Annotated in this window: 20 protein-coding genes and 2 pseudogenes; 14 read left to right on the top strand and 8 right to left on the bottom strand. The window is 63.3% G+C overall.

What is annotated here, in order from left to right; all coding sequences use genetic code 11:
• Positions 1-10: 10 nt before the first annotated feature.
• Positions 11-1,462 carry a catalase gene (locus tag BLV92_RS19735; RefSeq protein ID WP_090548024.1) on the bottom strand — a complete coding sequence of 484 codons (1,452 nt, stop codon included), beginning with the start codon at positions 1,460-1,462 and terminating at the stop codon, positions 11-13.
• Between the two features lie 434 nt (positions 1,463-1,896).
• Here BLV92_RS19735 and BLV92_RS19730 point away from each other — a divergent pair, with 434 nt between their 5' ends.
• The 9 genes from BLV92_RS19730 (at position 1,897) to BLV92_RS19690 (ending at position 10,499) form a co-directional block, all read left to right on the top strand.
• A complete protein-coding gene (locus BLV92_RS19730; RefSeq protein ID WP_090548022.1) occupies positions 1,897-2,535 on the top strand; it encodes a hydrolase in 639 nt (212 codons plus the stop codon).
• A gap of 59 nt (positions 2,536-2,594) precedes the next feature.
• Entirely contained in the window at positions 2,595-4,472 is a 1,878-nt protein-coding gene (locus BLV92_RS19725; RefSeq protein ID WP_090548021.1) for an amidohydrolase, read from the top strand.
• Positions 4,473-4,526: 54 nt separating this feature from the next.
• Positions 4,527-4,952, top strand: a complete 426-nt coding sequence (locus BLV92_RS19720; RefSeq protein ID WP_090551232.1) for a DoxX family protein — start codon at positions 4,527-4,529, stop codon at positions 4,950-4,952.
• A 19-nt stretch (positions 4,953-4,971) separates the two neighbouring features.
• The gene (locus BLV92_RS19715; RefSeq protein WP_090548019.1) at positions 4,972-5,214 is read left to right on the top strand and encodes a DUF1427 family protein; all 243 of its coding nucleotides are present in this window, start codon (positions 4,972-4,974) and stop codon (positions 5,212-5,214) included.
• Positions 5,211-5,909, top strand: a complete 699-nt coding sequence (locus tag BLV92_RS19710) for a YoaK family protein (protein ID WP_090548017.1) — start codon at positions 5,211-5,213, stop codon at positions 5,907-5,909. Before BLV92_RS19715 ends, BLV92_RS19710 begins: the two co-directional genes overlap by 4 nt.
• 103 nt (positions 5,910-6,012) lie before the next feature.
• On the top strand, positions 6,013-6,924 hold the full coding sequence (locus tag BLV92_RS19705; RefSeq protein WP_244283860.1) for a glyoxalase: 912 nt from the start codon (positions 6,013-6,015) through the stop codon (positions 6,922-6,924).
• Positions 6,921-8,429, top strand: coding sequence for an alginate export family protein (locus tag BLV92_RS19700; RefSeq protein ID WP_244283859.1), 1,509 nt, complete (start codon positions 6,921-6,923; stop codon positions 8,427-8,429). The genes BLV92_RS19705 and BLV92_RS19700 overlap by 4 nt, the downstream gene beginning before the upstream one ends.
• Positions 8,430-8,645: 216 nt before the next feature.
• Positions 8,646-9,464 carry an alpha/beta fold hydrolase gene (locus tag BLV92_RS19695; protein WP_090548014.1) on the top strand — a complete coding sequence of 273 codons (819 nt, stop codon included), beginning with the start codon at positions 8,646-8,648 and terminating at the stop codon, positions 9,462-9,464.
• Positions 9,465-9,662: 198 nt separating this feature from the next.
• Positions 9,663-10,499, top strand: coding sequence for an alpha/beta fold hydrolase (locus tag BLV92_RS19690; RefSeq protein ID WP_090548012.1), 837 nt, complete (start codon positions 9,663-9,665; stop codon positions 10,497-10,499).
• A gap of 149 nt (positions 10,500-10,648) precedes the next feature.
• Here the strand turns inward: BLV92_RS19690 and BLV92_RS19685 are convergent, their stop codons facing one another.
• On the bottom strand, positions 10,649-11,569 hold the full coding sequence (locus BLV92_RS19685) for a LysR substrate-binding domain-containing protein (RefSeq protein ID WP_090548011.1): 921 nt from the start codon (positions 11,567-11,569) through the stop codon (positions 10,649-10,651).
• Between the two features lie 391 nt (positions 11,570-11,960).
• Between BLV92_RS19685 and BLV92_RS19680 the strand changes: the two genes are divergently transcribed.
• The 5 genes and pseudogenes from BLV92_RS19680 to BLV92_RS33110 form a co-directional block, all read left to right on the top strand.
• Positions 11,961-12,410: a hypothetical protein gene (locus BLV92_RS19680; protein WP_090548009.1), complete on the top strand. Its 450-nt coding sequence runs from the start codon at positions 11,961-11,963 to the stop codon at positions 12,408-12,410.
• On the top strand, positions 12,407-12,934 hold the full coding sequence (locus BLV92_RS19675; RefSeq protein ID WP_090548007.1) for a DUF3331 domain-containing protein: 528 nt from the start codon (positions 12,407-12,409) through the stop codon (positions 12,932-12,934). The genes BLV92_RS19680 and BLV92_RS19675 overlap by 4 nt, the downstream gene beginning before the upstream one ends.
• Before the next feature lie 112 nt (positions 12,935-13,046).
• Positions 13,047-13,602, top strand: a pseudogene (locus BLV92_RS19670) (YncE family protein); the annotation flags it as partial.
• Positions 13,603-13,678: 76 nt separating this feature from the next.
• On the top strand, positions 13,679-14,761 hold the full coding sequence (locus tag BLV92_RS19665; protein WP_090551228.1) for an IS630 family transposase: 1,083 nt from the start codon (positions 13,679-13,681) through the stop codon (positions 14,759-14,761).
• A gap of 12 nt (positions 14,762-14,773) precedes the next feature.
• Positions 14,774-15,058, top strand: a pseudogene (locus BLV92_RS33110) (YncE family protein); the annotation flags it as partial.
• Here BLV92_RS33110 and BLV92_RS33035 read toward each other — a convergent pair.
• The 6 genes from BLV92_RS33035 to BLV92_RS19635 all read right to left on the bottom strand — a co-directional run bounded on the left by BLV92_RS33035 (position 14,966) and on the right by BLV92_RS19635 (position 22,310).
• On the bottom strand, positions 14,966-15,475 hold the full coding sequence (locus BLV92_RS33035; protein WP_342029116.1) for a hypothetical protein: 510 nt from the start codon (positions 15,473-15,475) through the stop codon (positions 14,966-14,968). The pseudogene BLV92_RS33110 and the gene BLV92_RS33035 sit on opposite strands and share 93 nt — an antisense overlap.
• Positions 15,476-15,667: 192 nt before the next feature.
• Positions 15,668-17,248, bottom strand: a complete 1,581-nt coding sequence (locus BLV92_RS19655; protein WP_090548006.1) for an aldehyde dehydrogenase (NADP(+)) — start codon at positions 17,246-17,248, stop codon at positions 15,668-15,670.
• Positions 17,245-18,237 carry a LysR family transcriptional regulator gene (locus BLV92_RS19650; protein WP_090548004.1) on the bottom strand — a complete coding sequence of 331 codons (993 nt, stop codon included), beginning with the start codon at positions 18,235-18,237 and terminating at the stop codon, positions 17,245-17,247. The genes BLV92_RS19655 and BLV92_RS19650 overlap by 4 nt, the downstream gene beginning before the upstream one ends.
• Positions 18,238-18,250: 13 nt before the next feature.
• On the bottom strand, positions 18,251-20,515 hold the full coding sequence (locus tag BLV92_RS19645; RefSeq protein ID WP_090548002.1) for a xanthine dehydrogenase family protein molybdopterin-binding subunit: 2,265 nt from the start codon (positions 20,513-20,515) through the stop codon (positions 18,251-18,253).
• A gap of 11 nt (positions 20,516-20,526) precedes the next feature.
• The gene (locus tag BLV92_RS19640) at positions 20,527-21,024 is read right to left on the bottom strand and encodes a (2Fe-2S)-binding protein (protein WP_090548000.1); all 498 of its coding nucleotides are present in this window, start codon (positions 21,022-21,024) and stop codon (positions 20,527-20,529) included.
• The gene (locus BLV92_RS19635; protein WP_090547999.1) at positions 21,021-22,310 is read right to left on the bottom strand and encodes a c-type cytochrome; all 1,290 of its coding nucleotides are present in this window, start codon (positions 22,308-22,310) and stop codon (positions 21,021-21,023) included. Before BLV92_RS19635 ends, BLV92_RS19640 begins: the two co-directional genes overlap by 4 nt.
• Positions 22,311-22,341: the final 31 nt, after the last annotated feature.

Raw genomic sequence — 22,341 nt, 5'->3', positions numbered from 1 at the left:
AGCGTATCCGCTATTTTTGCGGCGGAATCCCGCGGGCAAGAGCGCTTCGTACGCCGTTACCGTAGTCGGGATGGACCTCGTCGAACAACGCCAACTGACGGTTTACCACGTCCTCCGGTACTCCGACCATGGCTTCGGCGACGTTTCGGTAGAGCCGCTCGCGCTGCCCGGCGTCGAAGAGGGCATATAGCGCGCGCGGATGGCTGAAGTAGTCTGCATCGATACGGTGGTCGTAGCGGGCCACGTCGCCGTCGATGTGGAGAGATGGCTCACTTGTCGAAGAATCTTGCGCAAATAGTCCTTCACGGTTGGGCTCATAGTTCAACGTTCTGCCGAGATTGCCGTCGACACGCATGGCACCATCGCGATGAAAGCTGTTAGCACCGGACACTTGCGGTGCGTTGACCGGAATCTGATGATGGTTGATGCCAAGCCGGTAGCGCTGCGCATCGGTGTAAGCGAAGATGCGCGCCTGCAGCATCCTGTCGGGAGAAAACCCGACTCCCGGCACGATGTTGGCTGGCGAGAACGCGGCCTGTTCGACGTCGGCGAAGTAGTTCTCGGGGTTGCGGTTGAGCTCCAATACGCCTACGTCGATCAACGGATACGTCTTCTGAGACCATGTTTTGGTGACGTCGAACGGGTTGGCGCTGGATTCGCGGGCCTGCGCTTCGGTTATTACCTGAATGCAGAAGCGCCAACGCGGAAAATTGCCGTTTTCAATCTGTTCATACAGGTCGCGCTGTGCACTCTCGCGGTCGTTTCCGACCAACTCGTTGGCCTCCGCATTCGTGTAATTTTCGATGCCCTGTTTCGAGCGAAAATGAAATTTCACATAGAAGCGCTCGTTTTTCTCGTTTATCAGTGAATATGTGTGGGAGCCGAAGCCGTGCATCTGCCGATAGTTTTTCGGAATACCGCGGTCGCTCATCAGGATCGTCACTTGATGCAGCGATTCGGGCGTGCGTGACCAGAAATCCCACATTGCTGTGGCATCTCGGAGATTGGTCTGTGGATGGCGTTTCTGAGTACGGATGAAGTCAGGGAACTTCAGCGGATCACGAACGAAGAATACCGGTGTGTTATTGCCCACGATGTCCCAGTTTCCGTCTTCGGTATAGAACTTGACTGAGAAACCTCTCAGGTCTCGTTCGGCGTCGGCGGCTCCGCGCTCTCCGGCCACGGTCGAAAAACGAGCGAAGGCAGTGGTCACCTTGCCGGGGGCAAGGGCTTTGGCACGAGTGAAGCGGGTGATGTCGTGAGTCACCGTCAACGTACCGAATGCTCCTGAACCTTTTGCATGAACCCGGCGCTCCGGAATCACTTCACGGTTGAAGTGCGCGAGCTTTTCCGTCAACCAGAAGTCCTGCAGCGTCACCGGTCCTCGGGGGCCGGCCGTCTGCGAATTCTGGTTGTCGCCGACCGGCGCGCCGGATGCCGTCGTCAGGGTTCGTTTGATCATGTCCTTGCCTTTCTGAAGGGGGAGACGGCATCGTCTGCTGTCGCTGTCGCGCACTAACAGCGAGGCCGTTGGAGGGTGTCGCTTGAAGGCTAGACCGCTAGCGACTGAATGTCCTTGCCCATTTATTAAAACTTCTTAACCGGTATCGGAGCGTGGTGCCGATGCAGCGCATCGTGTGTGCCGCGCGCACGCTGCTGGTCGAGCACAGATGGGCTTTGGCCACATTCATAGCGAGCGGTCGACGCACATGACGATGACCCGTTCATAAGGCTTCATACAGAAAAAGGACTTTTCGGAGCGGCGATTTATATGATGCACCTGACGTTGAGATTGCTGTCCCGCTCCATGGGGCGGTGCTTGCAGAGCCGAACGTCGCGTTGCCCATCGTCGCTTCGGATGACGACGATCCTTTCACTGGAACTCAGGAGCCCCTCATGGCACACGAACTACTTACTCCCGATACCTGCGCGCTGGCGCTGGTCGATCATCAGCCGCAAATGTTCTTCGGCGTGAATTCGCACGAACGCACCGTCGTTCTGCACAACGCGCAGATTCTCGCGAAAGCCGCGAAGCTCTTCAACGTACCGACGATTCTCTCGACCATCGCGGCCGACTCGTTCAGCGGCCATCTTCTGCCCGAGATCCAGTCGATCCTGCCGCACGTCGAGCCGATCGACCGCACCTCGATGAACGCCTGGGAAGATACGGCGTTTCGCAAGGCAGTCGAAGCGACGGGCCGCAAGAAGATCGTGCTGGCCGGGCTGTGGACCGAAGTCTGTGTCGCGTTCCCGACCGTGCAGATGATCGCCGCCGGCTATGAGATCTATGTCGCGACCGATGCCTGCGGCGACATCACGCCCGAAGCTCACGAACGCGCCGTGCAGCGCGTCGTGCAACTGGGCGCGGTGCCGATCAATTCGCTGCAATTCATGATGGAACTGCAACGCGACTGGGCGCGCAGCGAGACCTACGACGGCTGCATGGAGATCTTCAAGGCGCACAGCGCCTACGGCATCGGCGTGCGCTACGCGAAGCAGATTCTCGGCGAACACGCCAGCGAAGCCGGCCGCTGAGCGGCCCCGTGCAACCCGTCCGGCGCACGCGGCGCCGGACATCGACGCGTGAGGTTTCCATGACGGCAGATAGCGCGACCGACGTTCTCGCGGACTCGGTCTTTTTCAACGGCAAGGTGGCGACGCAGGACGAGCGACGTTCGTTCGCGACGGCGCTCGCGGTGAAGGACGGACGTATCCTCGCGGCGGGCAACGACGAGACGGTGATGCGGCGCGCCGGCGGGCAGACCCTGAAGATCGACCTCAAGGGCCGCACGGTCATCCCCGGTCTAAACGACTCGCATCTTCACGTGATTCGGGGCGGACTGAACTTCAACCTCGAACTGCGATGGGACGGCGTGCCGTCGCTGTCGGATGCGTTGTCGATGCTGCGCCGTCAGGTGGCGCGCACGCCCGCGCCGCAGTGGGTGCGGGTGGTCGGCGGGTGGAACGAATTCCAGTTCGCCGAGCGGCGCGGCCCCACGCTCGACGAGATCAACGCGATCGCGCCCGACACGCCGGTCTTCATCCTGCATCTGTACGACCGCGCGTTGCTGAACGCGGCCGCGCTGCGCGCCGTCGGCTATACGAAGGACACGGCCGATCCGCCCGGCGGCGAGATTCAGCGCGATCGCCACGGCGAGCCGACCGGCATGCTGATTGCCCGCCCCAACGCGGGGATTCTCTACGCGACGCTCGCCAAGGGACCGAAGCTGCCGCTGCAGGACCAGGCGAATTCGACCCGCCAGTTCATGCGCGAGTTGAACCGGCTCGGCGTGACGAGCGCGATCGACGCCGGGGGCGGCTACCAGTCCTATCCGGACGATTACGCGGTCATCATGGATCTTGCGAAACGCGGCGAGCTAACGGTACGCATCGCCTACAACCTGTTCACGCAGAACGCGAAGCGCGAGATCGAGGACTTCGCGAAGTGGGTCAAGGCGACACGGCCCGGCGAGGGCGACGACTTCCTGCGGATGAATGGCGCGGGCGAGATGCTGGTGTTTTCCGCGGCCGACTTCGAGGACTTTCTGGAGCCGCGCCCGGACTTGCCGGCGTCGATGGAAAGCGAACTCGAAGCCGTCGTGAAGCTGCTCGTCGAAAACCGCTGGCCGTTCCGGCTGCATGCGACCTACGATGAATCGATCAGCCGCTTTCTCGACGTGTTCGAGCGAGTCGATCGCCAGGTGCCGTTCGCCGGCCTGCGATGGTTCTTCGACCATTGCGAAACGATCTCGACGCGCAACATCGAGCGCATCGCGGCGCTCGGCGGCGGCATCGCCGTGCAGCATCGCATGGCGTTCCAGGGCGAGTACTTCATCGAGCGCTACGGCAGCGACGCCGTCAGGCAGACGCCGCCGATCCGGCAGATGCTCGACGCCGGACTGCCGGTCGGTGCGGGCACCGACGCGACGCGCGTCGCCAGCTTCAATCCGTTCGTTTCGTTGTATTGGCTGGTGTCGGGGCGCACCGTCGGCGGGACAGCGCTGTACGGCGCCGAGAACCGGCTCGACAGGATGGAGGCGTTGCGGCGCTACACCGTCGGCAGCGCCTGGTTCTCCGGCGAGGAGGACCGCAAAGGGCAACTGGTGGCGGGGCAGTTCGCCGATTTCGCGGTACTGACCGACGACTATTTCACCTGTGACGAGGCCGCGATCAAGCATCTGTCGTCGGTGCTGACGGTGGTCGGCGGCAAGATCGTGCATGCCGACGAAGAGTTCGGCGCGCATGCGCCGCCGGCCTTGCCGGTCAGTCCTTCATGGTCGCCGGTCGGCGAGTTCGGCGGCTACAGCCGCTATCGGCCGGCCGCGGCGAGCGAGCGCGCGTGCGTCGACGGCTGCGCGAATCTGTGCGGCGTTCACCAGCATCGCCACATGTGGGCATGGACGAGCCGCGTTCCCGCCGGCGACGGCAATGCCTTCTGGGGCGCGCTCGGCTGCAGCTGCTTCGCCTTCTGAACCGACAGGAACCGCACCGCTATGGCGCAACGCACCGAGCAATACCCGAGCGGAATGACGGCGGCGCGCGCAGCGGCCCGCCCCGACTATCGCGCGGCGGACTTCGGCCTGCTATGGCTCAGGGTCGCCGCGAGCCTGCTGATACTCGCCGTGCATGGCGTGCCGAAGGTCCTGCATTTTCACGCCCAGCTGGCGGTCATCGAGGATCCGTTCCATCTCGGCCGTTGGAGCTCTCTGCTGTTCGCGATCTTCGCCGAAGCGCTGTGTCCGTGGTTCGTCATTGCGGGCGTGGCGGCGCGCGCGGCGGCGGTGCCGCTGCTCGTGGTGACGCTGATCGCGCTCGCGATGGTACATCGGGCATGGTCGCTCGAAGAGGGGCAGTTCGCGTGGATGCTGCTGATCCTGTATGGGACCGTCGTCATCGCCGGTCCGGGGCAGATCCGGCTACGCGGCGCGCGAGCGCGCCGATCGCAACCCTGACCGTTTCTGGAGAGCAAAGATGTCTTATCTGATTTCGCTGGGCGTGGGCTTCGGGATCGGCTTGATCTATTGGCTCGTGCGCGTGCAGTCGCCCGCGCCGCCGCTGATCGCGCTTGCCGGGCTGCTCGGCATCGTGCTTGGCGAACATGCGATTCCCGTCGCGCGCGACTACCTGCATCCAGCGCAAAACGTGGCCGGGCGCGCAGCGTCGGACGCCGAGGCGGCAGCCCCCGCGAGCGACGCGCACGGGAGCAGCAAATGAAGCTCGAAGGCGGCGTGCTCGCGATGATCGCCGGCTATGTCGATGCGCTCGGCTTCATCGCGTTGTCGGGCGTGTTCACCGCGCACGTGACTGGCAACTTCATCCTGATCGGCGCGGCGCTCGGCGGCGCGGGCAACGGCATCCTGCTGAAGCTCTCGACGCTGCCCGCGTTCGTCGCCGGCGTGCTGCTCGCCGCCGCGCTCGCGCACCTCACGCGTGCGGGCGGGACGGCGCGAACCTCGTCGATGCTCTATCTCGTCCAAGCCTTGGGGCTCGTCGCGTTCGCGGCGGCGGGCATCGCGGCGACGCCGCTCGCGGAGCTGTCCTCGCTGTCGGCGCTGTTGTGCGCGATGCTCGGCGCGCTCGCGATGGGCATGCAGAACGCCCACGATCGCGTCGTCGGTCGGCGCGGCGTCCCGAACACGGTCATGACCGGCAACGTCACCCAGGCGGTTCTCGATCTCGCGAGCATCGTGCGCGGCGGCGCGGCGCCGCGCGAGCGGATGCGGGCGCGCCAGCGGCTCGCCGAGACCGTGCTCGCCCTGCTGTGCTTTGCGCTCGGCGCGGTGGCCGGTGCGCTGCTGTTCGGCTGGGCGTCGTTCTGGGCGCTCGCGCTGCCGGGCGCGGCGCTCGCCGTGCTGGCGGGGCTCGCGCGCGGCGAGGGCGCGCGCAGTGCGGGCGGAGCGGGCGGGTAGGCAGGCCCGCGAGTTTCCGCACGCGCCGGCCGCGCGGTACGGATCACAGTTCTCAATCAACAACACGGAGTCTTCCATGTCACGCAATCTGTCACGCTCGTCGATGGCCGTCGCGCTGTTCTGCGCGCTCACGTTCGCCGGTGCGTCGGCCCCGCTGCCGGCCTTCGCCACCGCGCAGTCGGCGGCGCCCTCGTCGGCCTCTTCGTCGGTAGCCGTCGGTCCGCAATACGACACGACGCACGTCTACGTCCCGGAGCAGGACCTCGACGCGTTCGTCAAAAGCTTTCTCGCGACCTTCGGCGGCCATGCCTCCCCGCCGGTCGAGCTGACGGTGACGCCGACGCCGAGCAGGACGCTCTCGCAATACGTGCAGACGCCGGTCGGCATGTTGTCCGTGTTCGCGTTCCAGACGCCGATTCCGTACCCGTTCGGCGACGAGCGCACGGGCTATCTCGTCACGGACATGGGGCGCGCCGTGCACGCGGCGCGCGTGGCGGGCGCCGACGTGGTGGTCGAATCGTTCGACGATCCGATTGGCAAGGACGCGGTGATTCGCTGGCCCGGCGGCGTCGACATGCAGCTGTATTGGCACACGAAGACCCCGTCCTACGCGCCGCTCGCGACGGTGCCCGACAACCGCGTCTACGTCTCGCAAGGCGCGGCCAACGAATTCGTGCGGCGCTTTCTGCGCTTTGCGGGCGGCAAGGTCGTGAGCGACGCGCGCCACGCCGACGCGGCCGAGATTGGCCGGCCGGGTGAAACCATGCGACGCATCCGTATCACGTCGCCGTTCGGCGCGATGCTGGTGTTCGCAACGGATGGCAAGCTGCCTTGGCCGTTCGGTCGCGAAACCACTGGCTATGCGGTGCAGGATCTGGCCGCGACGCTCGCGAAGGCGCAGGCGGCCGGCGCGACGGTGCTGGTCGGCTCGCACGCCACGCCGGAAGGCGACACGGCCGTCGTGCAGTTTCCGGGCGGCTATATCGCGGAGATCCACGAGACGGCGTCGCGATGAAACGGCTGCCGCGCTACCGGACGTTGACGGCAAGCTCGCTCGTCGGCGTGTCGATGCTCGCGGCCGCCGGCCTCGCGCGGGCCGACGCGGGGCCGGGCGAGGCCGCGCCCAGCGCCGCCGCAGCTGAGGCGGCTGTCGATGCGCCAGTCGCCCCACCTGCCACCCCTCGCGCCGCCGATCCCGAAGCCGCCTGCCCGGCGACGCGTCCCACCGTGATGCTGAATCGCTGGCAAGAGGACTGGTCGGTGCTGCGCCTGCCGTGCGTGCCGCGTGCCCCACTCGACGCGCTCAAATACGTGCCGCTCGGCGACACCGGTTCCTACCTGTCGCTCGGCGCGAATCTGCGCGAGCGCTTCGTCGTCAACGACGCGCCGCTATTCGGCATCGGAAGCGGGCATGCTGACAGCTATCTGCTGCAGCGCGCCGAGGTACATGCGGACGCGCGCATCGGCCCGTATCTGCAGTTCTTCGTCCAGCTCGACGACGCGCGGCCGTTCGGCAAGGACGACGTGACGCCCGTCGACAAGAACCCGCTCGATCTCGAACAGGCGTTCATGGCCATCGTCGTGCCGGTGGCTGGCGACCTCGTGAAATTCCGCATCGGCCGGCAGCAGATGGCGTTCGACCTGCAGCGCTTCGTCTCGGTGCGCGACGGGCCGAACGTGCGCCAGACCTACGACGGCATCTGGGCCGACTACGAAACGCATCAATGGCGCTTCATCGGCTACGCGACGCAGCCCGTGCAGAACCGCGACGTCTCCGCCTTCGACGACGTCTCGAACCGCGATCTGACCTTCAGCGGTGTGCGCTTCGAGCGCCAGGGCGCGGGTCCCGGCGACCTGTCGGGCTACTACTCGCGCTACAACCGGCGCGACGCGCGCTTTCTCGATGCGGCCGGCGACGAGCATCGCGACGTGTTCGACCTGCGCTACTCGGGCAAATCTCAGCACCTCGATTGGGACATCGAGACGATGCTGCAGACCGGCCATGTCGGCGACAAGACGATCGGCGCATGGGCAATCGGTTCGCTCAACGGCTATACGTTCGAGCTGCCGTGGTCGCCCCGAATCGGCCTGCAGGTAGACGCGGCGTCCGGCGATCGCCACCCGGGCGACGGACGCCTGGGAACGTTCAATCCGCTGTTCCCGAACGGCTACTACTTCACGATGGGTGACTACACCGGCTACGCAAACCTGGTCCACCTCAAGCCCTCGCTCACGCTCAAGCCGTCGAGCCGGCTGTCATTGATGGCAGCACTGGGCTTTCAATGGCGCGCGACGACGGCAGACGCGGTGTACGCGCAGGGCAGCGCGGTGGTGCCGGGCACTGCGGGACGCGGAACGCGCTGGACCGGAATGTACGCGCAGTTGCGCGGAGAGTGGGCCGTCGCAGCCAATCTTGTCGCTTCGGTCGAGGCTGTGCACTTTCAGGTTGGACGAACGATACGCGAGACTGGCGGGAAAAACGCGGACTATTTCGGCGTCGAACTGAAGTACGGCTGGTAGCGCGATTCGCATGAGTCGCCGGCAACAATTCATGTTCGCTCAGGACTTTTCATCCTCCCCAGTCGTACGCTTATCCGGGCTCGACTATGCGGGCGATTTCGCGGGGTGATGCAACGCTTTCCAACGCGCCCGCCGGGCCGCGTTGAAGTTAGGATTTTCTGCGACGTCTCATCTGTTTCGTCGTATTCCGAAGCATTCCCGATACAGGAGAAGCAAATGGCTACATTCACCACTCCCGATGGCGTGGAGCTGTATTACAAGGACTGGGGAACCGGCCGGCCAGTTGTATTTAGTCATGGCTGGCCGCTGAACGCCGACATGTGGGAATACCAGATGAACTTTCTGGCAGAACGTGGATTCCGTTGCATCGCGCACGACAGGCGTGGCTTCGGCCGCTCCAGCCAGCCGTGGAACGGTTACGACTACGACACGTTCGCGGCGGACCTGCACGGTCTGATCGAGTCGCTCGACCTGAAGGACGCGATTCTCGTCGGCTTTTCGATGGGGGGCGGCGAAGTCGCGCGTTACCTCGGACGTTATGGCTCAGCGCGCATCGCCAAGGTGGCGTTGGTCGGCGCGGTCACTCCATTGATGATCCGCCGGCCGGATCATCCGGATGGCGTTGATCCGGCGGTTTTCGACGGTATTCGCGCGGGAATACTTGACGACCGGCCCGCATTCTTCGACGGCTTCGGTCCTGTATTCGCGGGCGCGAACCGGCCCGGCGCCACCGTGTCGCGGGCGATCCTCAACTGGACCCAAATGCTGGCGCTTCAGGCCGGCCTCAAGGGTACGCTCGACTGCGTTGCAGCGTTCTCCGAAACGGATTTCCGCACCGACCTAACGAAGTTCGACGTGCCAACGCTTGTGGTCCACGGCGACGACGATCAGGTTGTGCCGCTCGACGTCACCGGTCGCGCAGCGGCCGCCGCGATCAAGGGCGCACAGTTCAAGGTCTACAAGGGAGCGCCCCACGCGCTGTACGTTACGCACGCCGATCAGTTGAACCAAGATCTGCTTGCATTCGGGATTTAACGATCAGGACTTCTTTCCAGGGGAAAACAAATGAACTCTCAAGAAAACGAACGCAATCCTTCAGCATCGCGGCGAAATATTCTGATGGCGAGTGCGGGCGCTGTTGCCGCTGCGACGGTTTCCAGTTTCGCTCATGCCGCTGATACCTCGCCGGGCAAAACGGCATCCACTCACTCTGCACATGCAGAAGAGCAATCCATGAACTATGTCACAACCAAAGACGGCGTCCATATTTTTTACAAAGACTGGGGGCCGAAGGACGCGCAGCCGATCTTCTTTCATCATGGTTGGCCGCTGAGCGCCGATGACTGGGACGCGCAGATGCTCTACTTCCTCGACAAAGGCTTCCGCGTCATTGCCAGTGACCGTCGCGGCCACGGTCGCTCAAGCCAGGTGAGCGATGGCCATGACATGGACCATTACGCCGCCGATGTCGCCGCTGTGGTCGAGCACCTCGATCTGAAGAACGTGGTTCATATCGGCCATTCCACGGGCGGTGGTCAGGTAGCGCGCTACGTCGCAAAATACGGCCAGCCGCAGGGGCGTGTCGCCAAAGCCGTGCTCGTCAGCGCTGTGCCCCCGCTGATGCTAAAGACCGGGACGAATCCCGGCGGCACACCGATCGAGGTGTTCGACAATTTCCGCAGCGCGCTCGCCGCCAACCGGGCGCAGTTCTACATCGACGTCGCCAGTGGTCCTTTCTATGGCTTTAACCGCCCCGGCGCGAAGATTTCGCAAGGCGTGATCGACAATTGGTGGCGCCAGGGCATGATGGGCAGCGCGAAGGCACATTACGACGGCATCAAGGCATTTTCCGAGACCGACCAGACCGACGATCTGAAAGCAATAACCGTACCTACCTTTGTCATTCAGGGAGACGACGATCAGGTGGTCCCTTACACTGACGCCAGTCTGCTTCAGGCGAAGCTGCTGAAGAACGGCACACTTAAAATCTATAAGGGCTACCCGCATGGCATGCTCACTACTCATGCCGATGTGATCAATCCGGACCTGCTCGCTTTCATCCGGGGCTAACGAGTACGGCGCGCGACGTCGCGCGCGAATGTCATCGTCTCCGAAAGATGCAGTACGTCCACATCGGTGTCACGTAAAACGGCGACAGTCAACCGGGCGCAGACAGGGTTCCGTTACATCAAAACGTATCCCTCTCGTGCCCTGCTTCCTTATGCCAGGACTTGATCCCGGGCGATCAGGTGCGACATGAGATCGGGGCGGTCCAGCCGTTCGATCCACCAGCGCATTGCGGGACCTCCTTCATCCTCTCTCCATGCGAGATAGTAATGCGTGGCAGGCGGCAGACCTGACACGGTCTTTTCGATCAATCGACCCTGTTCGATCGGGGCGGCCGCGACGCATTCGGGCAGCACACCGACGGCCAGTCCTTCGATCTGGGCGGATAGTTGGCTGTCGAGGGTCGGCAACGTTATCGAGTGGCGGGCGATTGCATTTGCGCCGGAGCGCGAATCCGGCTCTTTCGACGTGTCGCCGACGATTGCGCATCGGTAGCGCGATATCGTTTCGAGCGTCAGCGGTTCCTGATGTTGCGCGAGTGGATGCCCGGGCGACACCGCGAACACGTGTTTCATCGAGCCGATTGGCCGCGCGACGAGATTGTGCATCGGAGGCAGGTCGCCGGCCGCGCCGACGACGATATCCGCGCGTCGGTTGACCAGTGCGTCCCAGGTGCCGGCCAGCGCTTCGCGGGACAGATGCAACCGCGTGTCCATGTTCATTTCGTAGAACTCCCGTATGAACGCCCACATCGCGTCGAGCGGCAGTATCTCGTCAATGCAGATACGCAGTTCCGGCTCCCATCCGCGATGAACGCGCTTCGCTTTGCGCTCCAGTTCCTCCGCGCGCTGCAACAGCCGCCGACCCTCTTCGACCAGCACGCGCCCCGCGTGGGTAAAGCGGGCGCGTCGACCGCTGCGATCGAAAAGCGCCACGCCAAGATCCGTTTCGAGCTTCTGCACCTGATAGCTTAGTGCGGAAGGCACGCGATGTAACCACTCCGCGGCGCCCGCGAACGTGCCGGCGCGATCGATGGCATCTAGCGTTTCCAGTACCTCGAAGGACAGTTTCATTCGATTATTGGTATGTACGAGTTCTCGACTCATGCAGTCGGATCGAACCGGATGGCTGCAACCGGCGCCCGCGCACGCCGGAGGAGCCCATGAACGCCGCATTCCGTGCATGCTTGGACGATGCAGGAGTAGCGTACCCGCCGCTGTCCGGCGGCTCGCCTTAAGTGTGTTGAATCGTTGTGAATGTGACATGCAGCCTTGGTCATGGCGGGGGAAGCGCGAAAAGCAGGCGCGCTGTAATGAGTTCCAGGAGCAACGGGCTTATCGGTATTTACCGCGGTTCATGCTGCTTTGGGATGTTTCATGTTCATTTGCTTGATTGGGCGATCTGAAGCGTTCAGATTGATGGCCATGGGGTAGCGGCGATTGCCCGAAAGGCGAAGGAGGTGAGATGGAACAGCGGGATGAACGAGGGGTCATGTTTGGATTCGACGCGGACACTGATTCGACAGATCCCACCGGCTCCCACGGAGCCGGGACCGCGGGGTGTAGCGCATTGGTGTGCGCCCTCGTGATCGCGCTGTGCCTATGGTGTTTCGCCGCGCTTCCTTTCGAGATCGACGGAATGGCCCCGACAATGCGTCTGTTCGCGTTGCTGTTGTCGAAGTGCCTGTGGATCACTGCCGGCATCGGAGCACTCGTCCGCGTGCGCGGGGCAGTCCAGATCCTGCGGGCGATGTGCATGCTTGACGTCGCGGCCGTGGCCCCGGCGTTCGCATTCGAGTACCGGACGTCGTTCGTGCTGTTCGGACTGTCATTGTTCGACTGCGTGTTGAAAGCGTCGCTGTTCGTGTCGTTGATAGTGAGGCGTGAGCGCACAGAGACGGAGCCACGGCAATGAACCCGGGGACGAAACGGGCAATGTGCACGGCGGACGCGTTAGTCGTGCGCTGCGGCGACGAATGCTTTGAGCTGGGGCATTCGATGGGCGACGCAGGAGGGCAGGCTATGGAGCGAATCGACGTTTCCGCGGCGCGGCTACCCGCCGGCGATGTATGGCGGCACGTCACGCGCGCGCTGCGCGAGTGTAGCGATGCGACGGCTCAACAGTATTTCGTCGAGCATCTCCGACGCCAGCCGGACGATTCAAGTGCGAACTTCGTCATGCGGGTGCTTGAGCGCAAAACGGATACATCGGTGCTGGTGACGTGGCGCGACGCCACACGATGCCGCTACGACGACCAGGTGTGGCAGCGTGTGATATCGCGGCGGTCAGGCGTATGTGTGCTGAGCGGACAGGCGATCACGCGCGGGGACGCCATTTATCGGCCGAAAAAGGGTCGCCATTGGCCATCCAACGCGCACTGCATGATCCTCGCTGTGGTTCTGGATGCAGCCGATGGCTTATCGCCGGCGAAGCGATGAAGGGATTGTGGGACCAAACGGCCCGACAGTGTCCATTTCTCCACGGTCTTTTCAAGGAGGGTGCGTTCCATGAAATCAGTCAATGTTCATATTGCCGGCGGCGCGGCGGCGACAGTTCTCCAATACAGTGTCCGTCACCGATCCGGCGGATAACCATTTGCTCGGCGTGATTCGCCTCGGCGATCCTTCGCCCGGCAATTTCAGTCCTCTTTATCACGATCAAGTACTGGTTCTCGGCATGGGCTTTTCTCCTGACCGTCGGACGCTCGCAGCGGTTTCCATCGGCTCGAATTCTGTGTTGTTCATCGATACGCAAACGAATAGGGTCGAGCACGTGACCTACGTCGGCCGTGCGCCGCACGAGGCGTTCTTCACTCCGGATGGGTGAGGAAGTCCAGGTGACGGTTCGGGGCGAGAACTATGTGTCGGTACTGAACGCGCGCACATGGCAGGGAAGACCCTTATCGTGGTGCCGGCTGGGCCTGGCATGCAAATCTTTTCTTCATACGGCAAGTATGGCTACGTCTGTTCGTCGTTCAATCCGGAAACCGAGGTCATTTGTCATTTCGGTCGCGACTCGCCAGATCGTCGGGAAGGTGAAGCGGAAGAGCCCGTTCTGCGCGAACATCGCTGCCACGCCGGACGGCGAGCAGGTCTGGTTCACGCTCTAGTATCCTGTCCCATAAATAACTTTACATTGAATTGTGCCGTTCTATGATCAAGTCATGATGAGTGGAGGCGATCATGGGGCGCAAGGGAATCGAGGTTGTCGTGTCTGAGCTGGAGCGGGAGCAACTGCTGTCAATGAGCCGTTCGCGTTCGCTGCCTCATTCGCTGGTGCGCCGGGCAAAGATTGTCCTGATGGCAGCAGACGGCCATACGAATCACGAAATCGCGGCGCAATGTGAAGTCACATCCCCTGCGATCACGCATTGGAAAAAGCGCTTTGTCGCGCAGGGGCTTGCCGGTCTGCATGACGAAGCGCGCCCGGGCCGACCGCGCGCGCATGACGATGAAACGGTAGCCGAATTGCTGGCGAAGGTGCTGCATGAGAAGCCGGACGGGGCAACGCACTGGAGCGTGCGTTCTGCTGCTGCGCAAACGGGTATTTCGAAGAGTTCGGTGGCGCGGTATCTGTCGCTGTTCGGCGTGCAGCCTCATCGATCGAAGAGTTTCAAGCTGTCTACTGATCCATACTTCGTCGAGAAGGTACGCGATATTGTTGGGCTGTATCTGAGCTCATCGACCAAGGCGCTGGTGCTGTGCGTTGACGAGAAGAGCCAGTGTCAGGCACTCGAACGAACGCAGCCGGTGCTGCCGATGGGTCTGGGCTACCTTGAGGGAGTGACGCACGACTATATTCGGCACGGCACGACAACCTTGTTTGCTGCGCTCAATGCTGCGACGGGCGAGGTCATCACGCAATGCGGGTCGCGTCACCGCCATCAGGAGTTTCTGGCTTTTCTAAAACACGTTGATCAGGCGGTTCCGCAGGGGCTCGACGTGCATCTCGTTGTCGATAACTACGCGACGCACAAGCACCCGAAGGTCAAGGCATGGCTGGCGAAGCACACGCGTTATCACATGCACTTCACGCCGACATATTCGAGCTGGCTCAGGCAGATGGAGCGCTGGTTTGGCCTGATCACGCAGCAGGCTATCCGGCGCGGCTCCTTCAGAAATGTGCGACAGCTGATTGCCAACATCGAGTGCTATGTTGCGCAGTACAACCAGCACAACCGGCCGTTCGTCTGGACGGCAACCGCCGACGCCATTCTTCAGAAAGTGGCCCGGCTATGTAAAGTTACTTCTGGGACGAAACACTAGGACACCGGTGAAGTGCGGGTTTTCGACGGGCGTCCACCTTTTGCACTGTTGAAGACTATCGATACCGGGCTGATTACGCATCACGTCAACATCGTGCGCAACGCAACCGGCCAGTTCGCGTATGTGACAATTGGCGGACTCAATGAGGTCAAGGTGTTCCGTACCACGGACTTCTCGCAGGTCGCGACGATTCCCGTCGGCGATCTACTTCACGGTATCTGGCTGTCCGGCGAGGGTAGCCGCGTATATGTCGGTCTGGAAAACGCGGACCGGCTGGCGGCGATCGATACTGCGACTAATCGCGTGATCGCGCATGCGCCAATAGGGCAGGCGCCGCAGGCCGTTGCTTATGTGCCGGATGCGGTACACGAAGGCGATGGATTGGCTAACCTCGAGCCGCCCGGTGTTGCCGGACACGCGGCACAGGTGGCATTGCGTCCAGCCGGCGCAGTTCGGGATGCGCTTGGCGCGGCGGCGCCGAGCGTGGCGTTGTTCGATCAGGGATTGCTGGAGGTACTGCAGGCCTCCGTCACCGGACTGCAGGCGGGACAGACCTACGTCCTGGACCTCGCGGAGCGCGCGGACGGCGGCGGCGGGGTGGAACCGCTTGCGACGTCCAAGGCCAATCCGGCCCGCTCTGCCATCGTCAATGCAATCGGCCAGATCCGGCGCGTGGTGGCCGTTGACAGCGCGTCGTCGGCCGAAGTGCGGCAATACCTCGTTATCGTACCGAAGATCGACGGGAAGCTGGGTCCGCCGGTTCAGTTTCAGACATCCCGAACAAACGGCGACCGCCGTACGAGGCAGTCGAAGTCGTTCGTGCGGCGGTATGGCAATAAAGCAAAAGGCCCGGCACGCGTTCGCATGCCGGGCCGCCCATTTTTCGTACGGGAAATGCGGATCTCGCTAGCGTTGCTCGAGCTCGCCGTCCCTCACCCGCCACAACGACAGCGGGTTATCGTCCCGCAACGCGGGCGGGAGCAGTTCAGCGGGCAGATTTTCATAGCAAACCGGCCGCAGGAAGCGTTCGATCGCCGTTGCGCCGACCGACGTGAAGCGGCTGTCCGATGTGGCCGGGAACGGGCCGCCATGCACCGTCGCATAGCCGATTTCGACCATGTTGGAGAACTTGTTCGCAAGGATGCGGTTGGTCTTGCGCTCGACCACGGGCAGCAGCAGTCGGGCCAGTTCGATGTCGCCGGAATCGATGTGCAGCGCGACGGTGAGTTGACCTTGCAAGCCTGCTGCGACGGCAAGCATCTGTTGCGTGTCGCGACAGCGGACCAGTACCGCAGCGGGCCCGAACATCTCACCGGCGAGGGCCGGCTCAGCGAGCAGTTCCGTCGCGTCCATCTCGAAGATTTCGGATTGGCCGTCAAAACGCGCCTCGGGCGCTTGCCCTTGTGCGATCGACACGCTCGACTGCCCGTGGCGGCTGCGTTCGGTTTCACGCCGGAAATTCTCGTAGATTCCCGGGCTCAACATCGTTTGCGCAGGCACGCCGCGCAGCGCGTGGGCTAGCGCATCGCGTAGCGCACCGAACCCGGGGCCTTCGATGGCGACGATCATGCCCGGCTTCAGGCACATCTGCCCTGCACCGGCGGTCATGCGTTCGACGAAGCGCGACGCGAATTCGGGCGCACGGACTTCCAGCGCGTGAGGGAGGACGAAGTTCGGGTTCACGCTCGTCATTTCCGCAAACACGGGAATCGGCACCGGGCGGGCGGCGCCGCGGCGCACGAGCGCCATGCCGCCGGCTTCTGACCCGGTGAAGCCCACTGCGTGGATCGCCGGATGATCGACCAGAGCTTCGCCGACGGCGTTGCCGGCGCCGATCAGCAGTGAAAAGACACCTTCATGAAGACCGCTTTGCGCCACCGCTGCCTGGATCGCCTTGCCGACGAGTTCCGACGTTCCCGGATGCGATCCGTGCGCCTTTACCACGACGGGGCAGCCGGCGGCCAGCGCCGAGGCCGTGTCGCCGCCAGCCACCGAATAGAGAATTGGGAAATTGCTCGCGCCGAAGACGGCCACGGGGCCGACGGGGACCTTTTGCATGCGCAGTTCGGCCTTCGGCAGCGGCTCGCGCGTCGGGTCACCGGAGTCGATCGTTGCGTTGCGCCAGCGTCCGTGGCGCACGACGTCGGCGAACAGCTTCAATTGCGCGGCGGTGCGCGCCGTCTCTCCCTTGATTCGCTCGACTGTCAGTCCCGTTTCGCTGGCGGCGCGCTCGTACAACACGTCGCCGAGCGCGAGGAGGTTGTCGGCCGCACGCACGAGAAACGCGCCGCGCTCGGCCGGCGAAGTTTCGCGATAAGACTCGAACGCGCGCAGCGCTAGCTGACAGGCATCGTCGACGTCATCGGCCGTCGCCACTCCGAACGGCGGCTCGATCTCGACGCCGCGACGAGGGTCGAATGCCTTGACAGTGCCGGCGGCACCGAAGCGGGTAGCTTTCCCAATGGGCATCTCGCCAGTGACTTTCATGAAAATTCTCCTGATAGAACGGCCAATTCCGGATAGTCCGGTCCGGTAGGTTGAGGTGCCGGCTGCAGACCGTCCGGCCGGCGGCCCTGTAAGACTGGGTTTCGCGCAAAAAGCGATGTGACCCAGTCGATGAACAGCCGCAACTTGTGCGGGAGTTGACGATTGGGCGCATAGAGCACCGAGACCGGGCGCGGAGGCGAGTTGTACTCGTGCAGGACTTCGCGCAACTGCTGTGAGCGCAAGTGCGGTTCGAGCAGATACATCGAGGTCTGTACGAGACCGAGGCCGGCAAGAGCGCATGCAACGTAGGCATCGGCGTCGTTCACTGCAACGGGGCCGCGCATTGGCATCGTCCGCAGATTGCCGCCAACGACGTAGTTCCAGCTTCGCGGGCGGCCCGTGTCGCTGGACAGGTAGTTCACCACCTGGTGGGCGGTGAGGTCGTCCACGCACTCTGGCGTTCCGTGCCGCGCGAGATAGGACGGCGCGGCACAGGTGCAGGTCGTCACGCTGCCGATTCTCGTCGCAATCAATCCCGAGTCGTCCAGCGTGCCGACGCGCACGACGCAATCGACGCCTTCGCCGATGACGTCGATCTGGCTATCGGTTACGCTCAGTTCGAATAATATTTCCGGATATGCGTCGACGAAGCTGGGCAATGCGGGAATCACGATATGCTTTGCCATCGCGGACGGCATGTTGACCCTGAGACGGCCTTTCGCCGTCTTTCGCGCGCGCGACAGCGACGCTTCCATATCGTCGATTTCACCGAGCACAGTGACGCAGTGCTGGTAGTACGTGTTGCCGTCTTCAGTGAGTGAAAGGCGGCGTGTGGTGCGGTTTAGTAGCTTGCAGCCGAGATGCTGCTCGAGCGCTCGTAGCAGCGTGGAGACTCTCGGCGTCGTCAAGCCGGTCGAATCGGACGCGCGAGTGAGGCTACCCGTCTCCACGATACGCACAAAGATCCTCATCGACAAAAGCGTGTCCATAGTGTTTTTTCCCTCATACGTCGATAAGGCGACGCAGTGCGTCACCGGCCAGCGGCATTTCGCGCACACGCACGCTGGTTGCGTCGAAGAGCGCGTTCGCGAGCGCACCGGCGGTCGGGCCCATCGATGCTTCCGCGGCGCCGAGGAAAGGGGCGCCTGGTCGGTCAATCAGATGTACGTCGACAGAGTCCGGCACCGACTGGAAACGCATGATCGGGTAGCTGCTCCAGTCGAAACTGCGGATTCGCTGCGTGTCATACTGAAGCGATTCATAGAGCGTCCAGCTCGTGGACTGGACGACGCCGCCTTGGATCTGATTGCGTATGCCGTCCGGACTGACTATCTGACCGGCGTCCACAGCGACGTGTGCATTTTCGAGCCGGACGTGGCCCGTTTCCCGCACAACCGAAATTTCGACGGCGATCGCGACATAAGCCATCAGGTTCTTGTACTTGCCAAAGGCAAAGCCGACGCCGCGACCAGGCGTGCGGTCGCGGCGCGGCCAGCCGAACTGCTTTGCGGCCAGTTCGATCACGTCGCGCGCGCGGGGATCCTGCATGTGCATGAGACGAAATTGCACCGGGTCGATCCCGGCGGCATGGGCGAGCTCATCGACAAAGCTTTCTATCGAAAAGATATTCGTGTGCGCGCCGAGCGAGCGCATGGCCGACGTCGGAAGCGGCATCGTCGGAGAAAAATAGTTCGTCACGCGCATGTTCGGCAGCGTATAGAGCGGAATGGCATTTCGGTCGCCGCCACCTTCAGGCTGCAGCATCGGTACCGACGGCGCTGGCGCGAATGGCTTTTCTAGCATCGTCGCCGGGGTGAGCCTGCCCGCGTTGACGATACGCTCGTTGTGCGAGCTGCTCCACAGCGCGTATTCCCAGTCGACAATGTGCCCGGTTGCGTCGAGCGATGCATGAACCTCGGTCACCATGGCCGGCGTAAAGTGATCCCACGTATGCTCCTGCTCGCGCATCCACTGAACTCGGACAGGATGGCCGGGCATCGCGCAGGCAATCAGCGCGGCGTGCGCGGCTACGTCGTCTGCGCCATTGTGGCCATAGCAACCCGATCCCTCGGTGTGAATGCACCGCACCTTGTTTTTCGGCATCGACAGCATTTCAGCGAGCGCGTCGCGCAGCGGATAGACGCCCTGAGAATGCGTCCACACCGTCAGAGTCCCGTCGTCGAAGCGGGCGACCGAACACGACGGGCCGATCGAACCGTGAAGCAGATAACGCTTGATGTACGTGGCGCTCAGCGTTCTCGTCGCAGGCGCGACTGCGTCGTGCTGTGCCGCGATTTCGATACGTTGCGTGGCCAGTGTTTTCAGCTCTCGATGCACGGTAGCGGGGTCTGGCAACGCCCGGCCCGCGCGCCAGCGGCTATGGTTGGACAGCGCGCGCTGTGCGACGACCGCCTGCCATTCGCCGGTCGCCACCACTGCGAGCAGGCTACCGTTGCGTACGATCCGTACGACGCCGGGTAGCTTTGTAACGGCGGCTTCGTCCACTTCGACAAGCGTCGCGCCGTACGACGGAGGCATCACGATCCGGGCGTGCAGCATGCCGGGCAACTGCATGTCCTGGACGTAGCTGATGCCGCCCGTTACCTTCGAAGGGATGTCGACGCGAGGCAGCGACGTGCCGATCACCTGAAACGTCGCGGGGTCCTTCAGTGGTGACGTGGCGCTTGCGTTGCGATGCAGGTCGACGAGGCCAACTGCGTCGCCGTAGCTTATCGAGCGGCCGTCGGGGGCGAGGATCAACGCGTCGCTTGCGACTAGCGACTTGGCCGGCACGCCGAAGCGTCCCGCGGCGGCGCTCACCAGCAGTCCCCGCACCTGCGCGGCGGCGTTCAACAGTGCCGTGCCGCTGTCGGCAATCGTGTGGCTGCCAGCAGTGAGCCCCTCGTCGGGGGACGCGCCGGTGTCAGCGGTCAAAAACGTGATCAGGGAGGGGGCCATATTCAGCTCTTCCGCGGCGACCTGAAGCAGCGCCGTGCGGACGCCGGTGCCGAGTTCCACCTTGCCGGTGAACACCGTCACTTTGCCGTCCGGACTGATCCTGATCCACGCGTCGAGGAGGGGATTGGTCTTCAGGCTGCCGGCGAGCGCCTCGGTTGCTTGCGATACGTGGATGGCCGCGCCTTCGTCGGCAATCACCTCGTCGGCGCGCGCGTGGCGTGGTGCGGCGAGGGTGAACCCGACAAAGAGCGCGCCCGATACGATGAAGTGGCGGCGGCTTTCGTCAATGATTTCATCCGGGCGTTTCATCACACGTCCTTTTATTGCGCTGACGAAGGAATGGCGGCCGAGCCCGTGCTCGGCGCCGGCAATCCGGCAACTTCGCGGATCGCCGCGAGGATGCGCAGGTGCGTGCCGCAACGGCAGAGGTTCGGTTGCATGTGTTCACGCAGTTCGCGCTCAGTGGGGTGCGGATTGCGATCCAGCAGGGCCTGTGCGCGCATGATCATGCCCGCGATGCAGTAGCCGCACTGTGCGGCCTGATGCCTGATGAACGCGCTTTGCAGCCGGCCGGGGTGAGCCGCGCTACCGAGGCCTTCGATGGTTTGCACATGTCTTGTCCCGACTGTGCTGACCGGCATGACGCACGAGAACGCGGGTTGACCGTCGAGGACTACCGTGCAGGCCCCGCATTGTCCCAGGCCGCAGCCGAACTTAGCGCCGTGCAGATGGAGGTCGTTGCGCAGTACATAAAGGAGCGGTGTCGACGGATCGACGTCAAGCGCATGCTGCACGCCGTTTACGAGAAGGGAAATCATCGGGCGTTGTTCTCCTGTCTGATCTTCGCGACGGATGCTTCGACGTCGGTCCATGCTGGACGCGTGGACCAATTGCCGCGCAGGAACATCACAAGATCGGCGATCTGCCGGTCGTTGTAGAGACCACCGAATGCCGGCATGTAGGTCGTCGTGTCTTCGCCATGCCATTCGATGCCGCCGAGAATCGTTTGAATCGCGTCGCGCGGCGTGGCTGCGTTGACGGCCGTGCTAAATCCAAGGTCCGGCCTTTCACCGATGATGAGCATCGGCGAGCCGGTGCCATGACATTGCGCGCAGGACGCGGCGAAGATCGCCGCACCGCGCTGAGCGGCGGCGTTCGGCGAGGTTGCGGCGACCGCGGATACGGAAGGTCGCGCGACGTTGCCTTCCACTGGTTTCTGAATCGATATCAGGTAAGCCGCCATCGCCTCGGCGTCGTCCTCAGGCACCGTTGCGAGTTCGCGGGTGACTGGTAGCATCGGGCCGGCGGCCGCGCCGTGCTCGCTCGCGCGGCCGGTGCGCAGGTAAGCGACCAACTGCGCTTTGGTCCAGGGACGAACCGCGCGGTTGAGCGCGTTCAGCGGAGGCGCCTCCCAGCCGTCCACGACGCCGCCGTCGAATGCGTGGCCCGACTTTTCCCCGCCGATTGCGTTGAGCGGCGAATGACAGGCTGCGCAGTGGCCCAGTCCGCTGACGAGTAGCTTGCCGCGGTTCCATTGCGCGTCCTTGCCGGGAATCTCGTCGCGCGGACCCGGTCGCAGGAACAGCAGGTTCCAGAATGCAACCAGCGGCCGGTAGTTGAGCGGGAACACCAGCCGGTTCGCCGGCGTCTGCGCGCGAACGGGATCGCGGCTCATCAGATACGCGTACGCCGCCGCGATCTCGCGATCAGACATCTGAGTGAAGTGGACGTACGGGAACGCTGGATACAGGTGGTCGCCGTCGCGGGCGATGCCGTACCGTAGCGCGCGGGCGAATGCCTGTTCTGACCAGTTGCCGATTCCGGTCTGTGCATCTGGTGTGATGTTGGTGGCGTAGATCGTGCCGAATGGCGTCGCGAGCGGCAGGCCGCCCGCGAACGGCTTGCCGTTTTTCGACGTATGACACACGGCGCAGTCGCCGAGCGCGACGACATGCGCACCCTCCAGCTTCAGTTGCCGGTCAAAGGCCGCCGGCGACGGTGGGGCCACTGGCGCGATTGTAGGTTGCCATATCACGCCGACCGAAACGGCGACGCCTACTATCGCCGCGCCGGCCACATTGAACCATAGCCGCTTGCGGTTCATGGACGCTCCGGGCAGTAGCCTGTCGCGATGC

It is taken from the genome of Paraburkholderia caballeronis (assembly GCF_900104845.1).
Taxonomy (GTDB): domain Bacteria; phylum Pseudomonadota; class Gammaproteobacteria; order Burkholderiales; family Burkholderiaceae; genus Paraburkholderia; species Paraburkholderia caballeronis.
Note: the sequence above shows the minus strand (reverse complement) of the source record. Positions and strands in the feature narration are given on the sequence as shown.

Coding starts and splice junctions, on each gene's coding strand:
- BLV92_RS19735 (WP_090548024.1), bottom strand. CDS start 1,462: ATGATCAAACGAACCCTGACGACGGCATCCGGCGCGCCGGTCGGCGAC.
- BLV92_RS19730 (WP_090548022.1), top strand. CDS start 1,897: ATGGCACACGAACTACTTACTCCCGATACCTGCGCGCTGGCGCTGGTC.
- BLV92_RS19725 (WP_090548021.1), top strand. CDS start 2,595: ATGACGGCAGATAGCGCGACCGACGTTCTCGCGGACTCGGTCTTTTTC.
- BLV92_RS19720 (WP_090551232.1), top strand. CDS start 4,527: ATGACGGCGGCGCGCGCAGCGGCCCGCCCCGACTATCGCGCGGCGGAC.
- BLV92_RS19715 (WP_090548019.1), top strand. CDS start 4,972: ATGTCTTATCTGATTTCGCTGGGCGTGGGCTTCGGGATCGGCTTGATC.
- BLV92_RS19710 (WP_090548017.1), top strand. CDS start 5,211: ATGAAGCTCGAAGGCGGCGTGCTCGCGATGATCGCCGGCTATGTCGAT.
- BLV92_RS19705 (WP_244283860.1), top strand. CDS start 6,013: ATGGCCGTCGCGCTGTTCTGCGCGCTCACGTTCGCCGGTGCGTCGGCC.
- BLV92_RS19700 (WP_244283859.1), top strand. CDS start 6,921: ATGAAACGGCTGCCGCGCTACCGGACGTTGACGGCAAGCTCGCTCGTC.
- BLV92_RS19695 (WP_090548014.1), top strand. CDS start 8,646: ATGGCTACATTCACCACTCCCGATGGCGTGGAGCTGTATTACAAGGAC.
- BLV92_RS19690 (WP_090548012.1), top strand. CDS start 9,663: ATGAACTATGTCACAACCAAAGACGGCGTCCATATTTTTTACAAAGAC.
- BLV92_RS19685 (WP_090548011.1), bottom strand. CDS start 11,569: ATGAAACTGTCCTTCGAGGTACTGGAAACGCTAGATGCCATCGATCGC.
- BLV92_RS19680 (WP_090548009.1), top strand. CDS start 11,961: ATGGAACAGCGGGATGAACGAGGGGTCATGTTTGGATTCGACGCGGAC.
- BLV92_RS19675 (WP_090548007.1), top strand. CDS start 12,407: ATGAACCCGGGGACGAAACGGGCAATGTGCACGGCGGACGCGTTAGTC.
- BLV92_RS19665 (WP_090551228.1), top strand. CDS start 13,679: ATGGGGCGCAAGGGAATCGAGGTTGTCGTGTCTGAGCTGGAGCGGGAG.
- BLV92_RS19655 (WP_090548006.1), bottom strand. CDS start 17,248: ATGAAAGTCACTGGCGAGATGCCCATTGGGAAAGCTACCCGCTTCGGT.
- BLV92_RS19650 (WP_090548004.1), bottom strand. CDS start 18,237: ATGGACACGCTTTTGTCGATGAGGATCTTTGTGCGTATCGTGGAGACG.
- BLV92_RS19645 (WP_090548002.1), bottom strand. CDS start 20,515: ATGAAACGCCCGGATGAAATCATTGACGAAAGCCGCCGCCACTTCATC.
- BLV92_RS19640 (WP_090548000.1), bottom strand. CDS start 21,024: ATGATTTCCCTTCTCGTAAACGGCGTGCAGCATGCGCTTGACGTCGAT.
- BLV92_RS19635 (WP_090547999.1), bottom strand. CDS start 22,310: ATGAACCGCAAGCGGCTATGGTTCAATGTGGCCGGCGCGGCGATAGTA.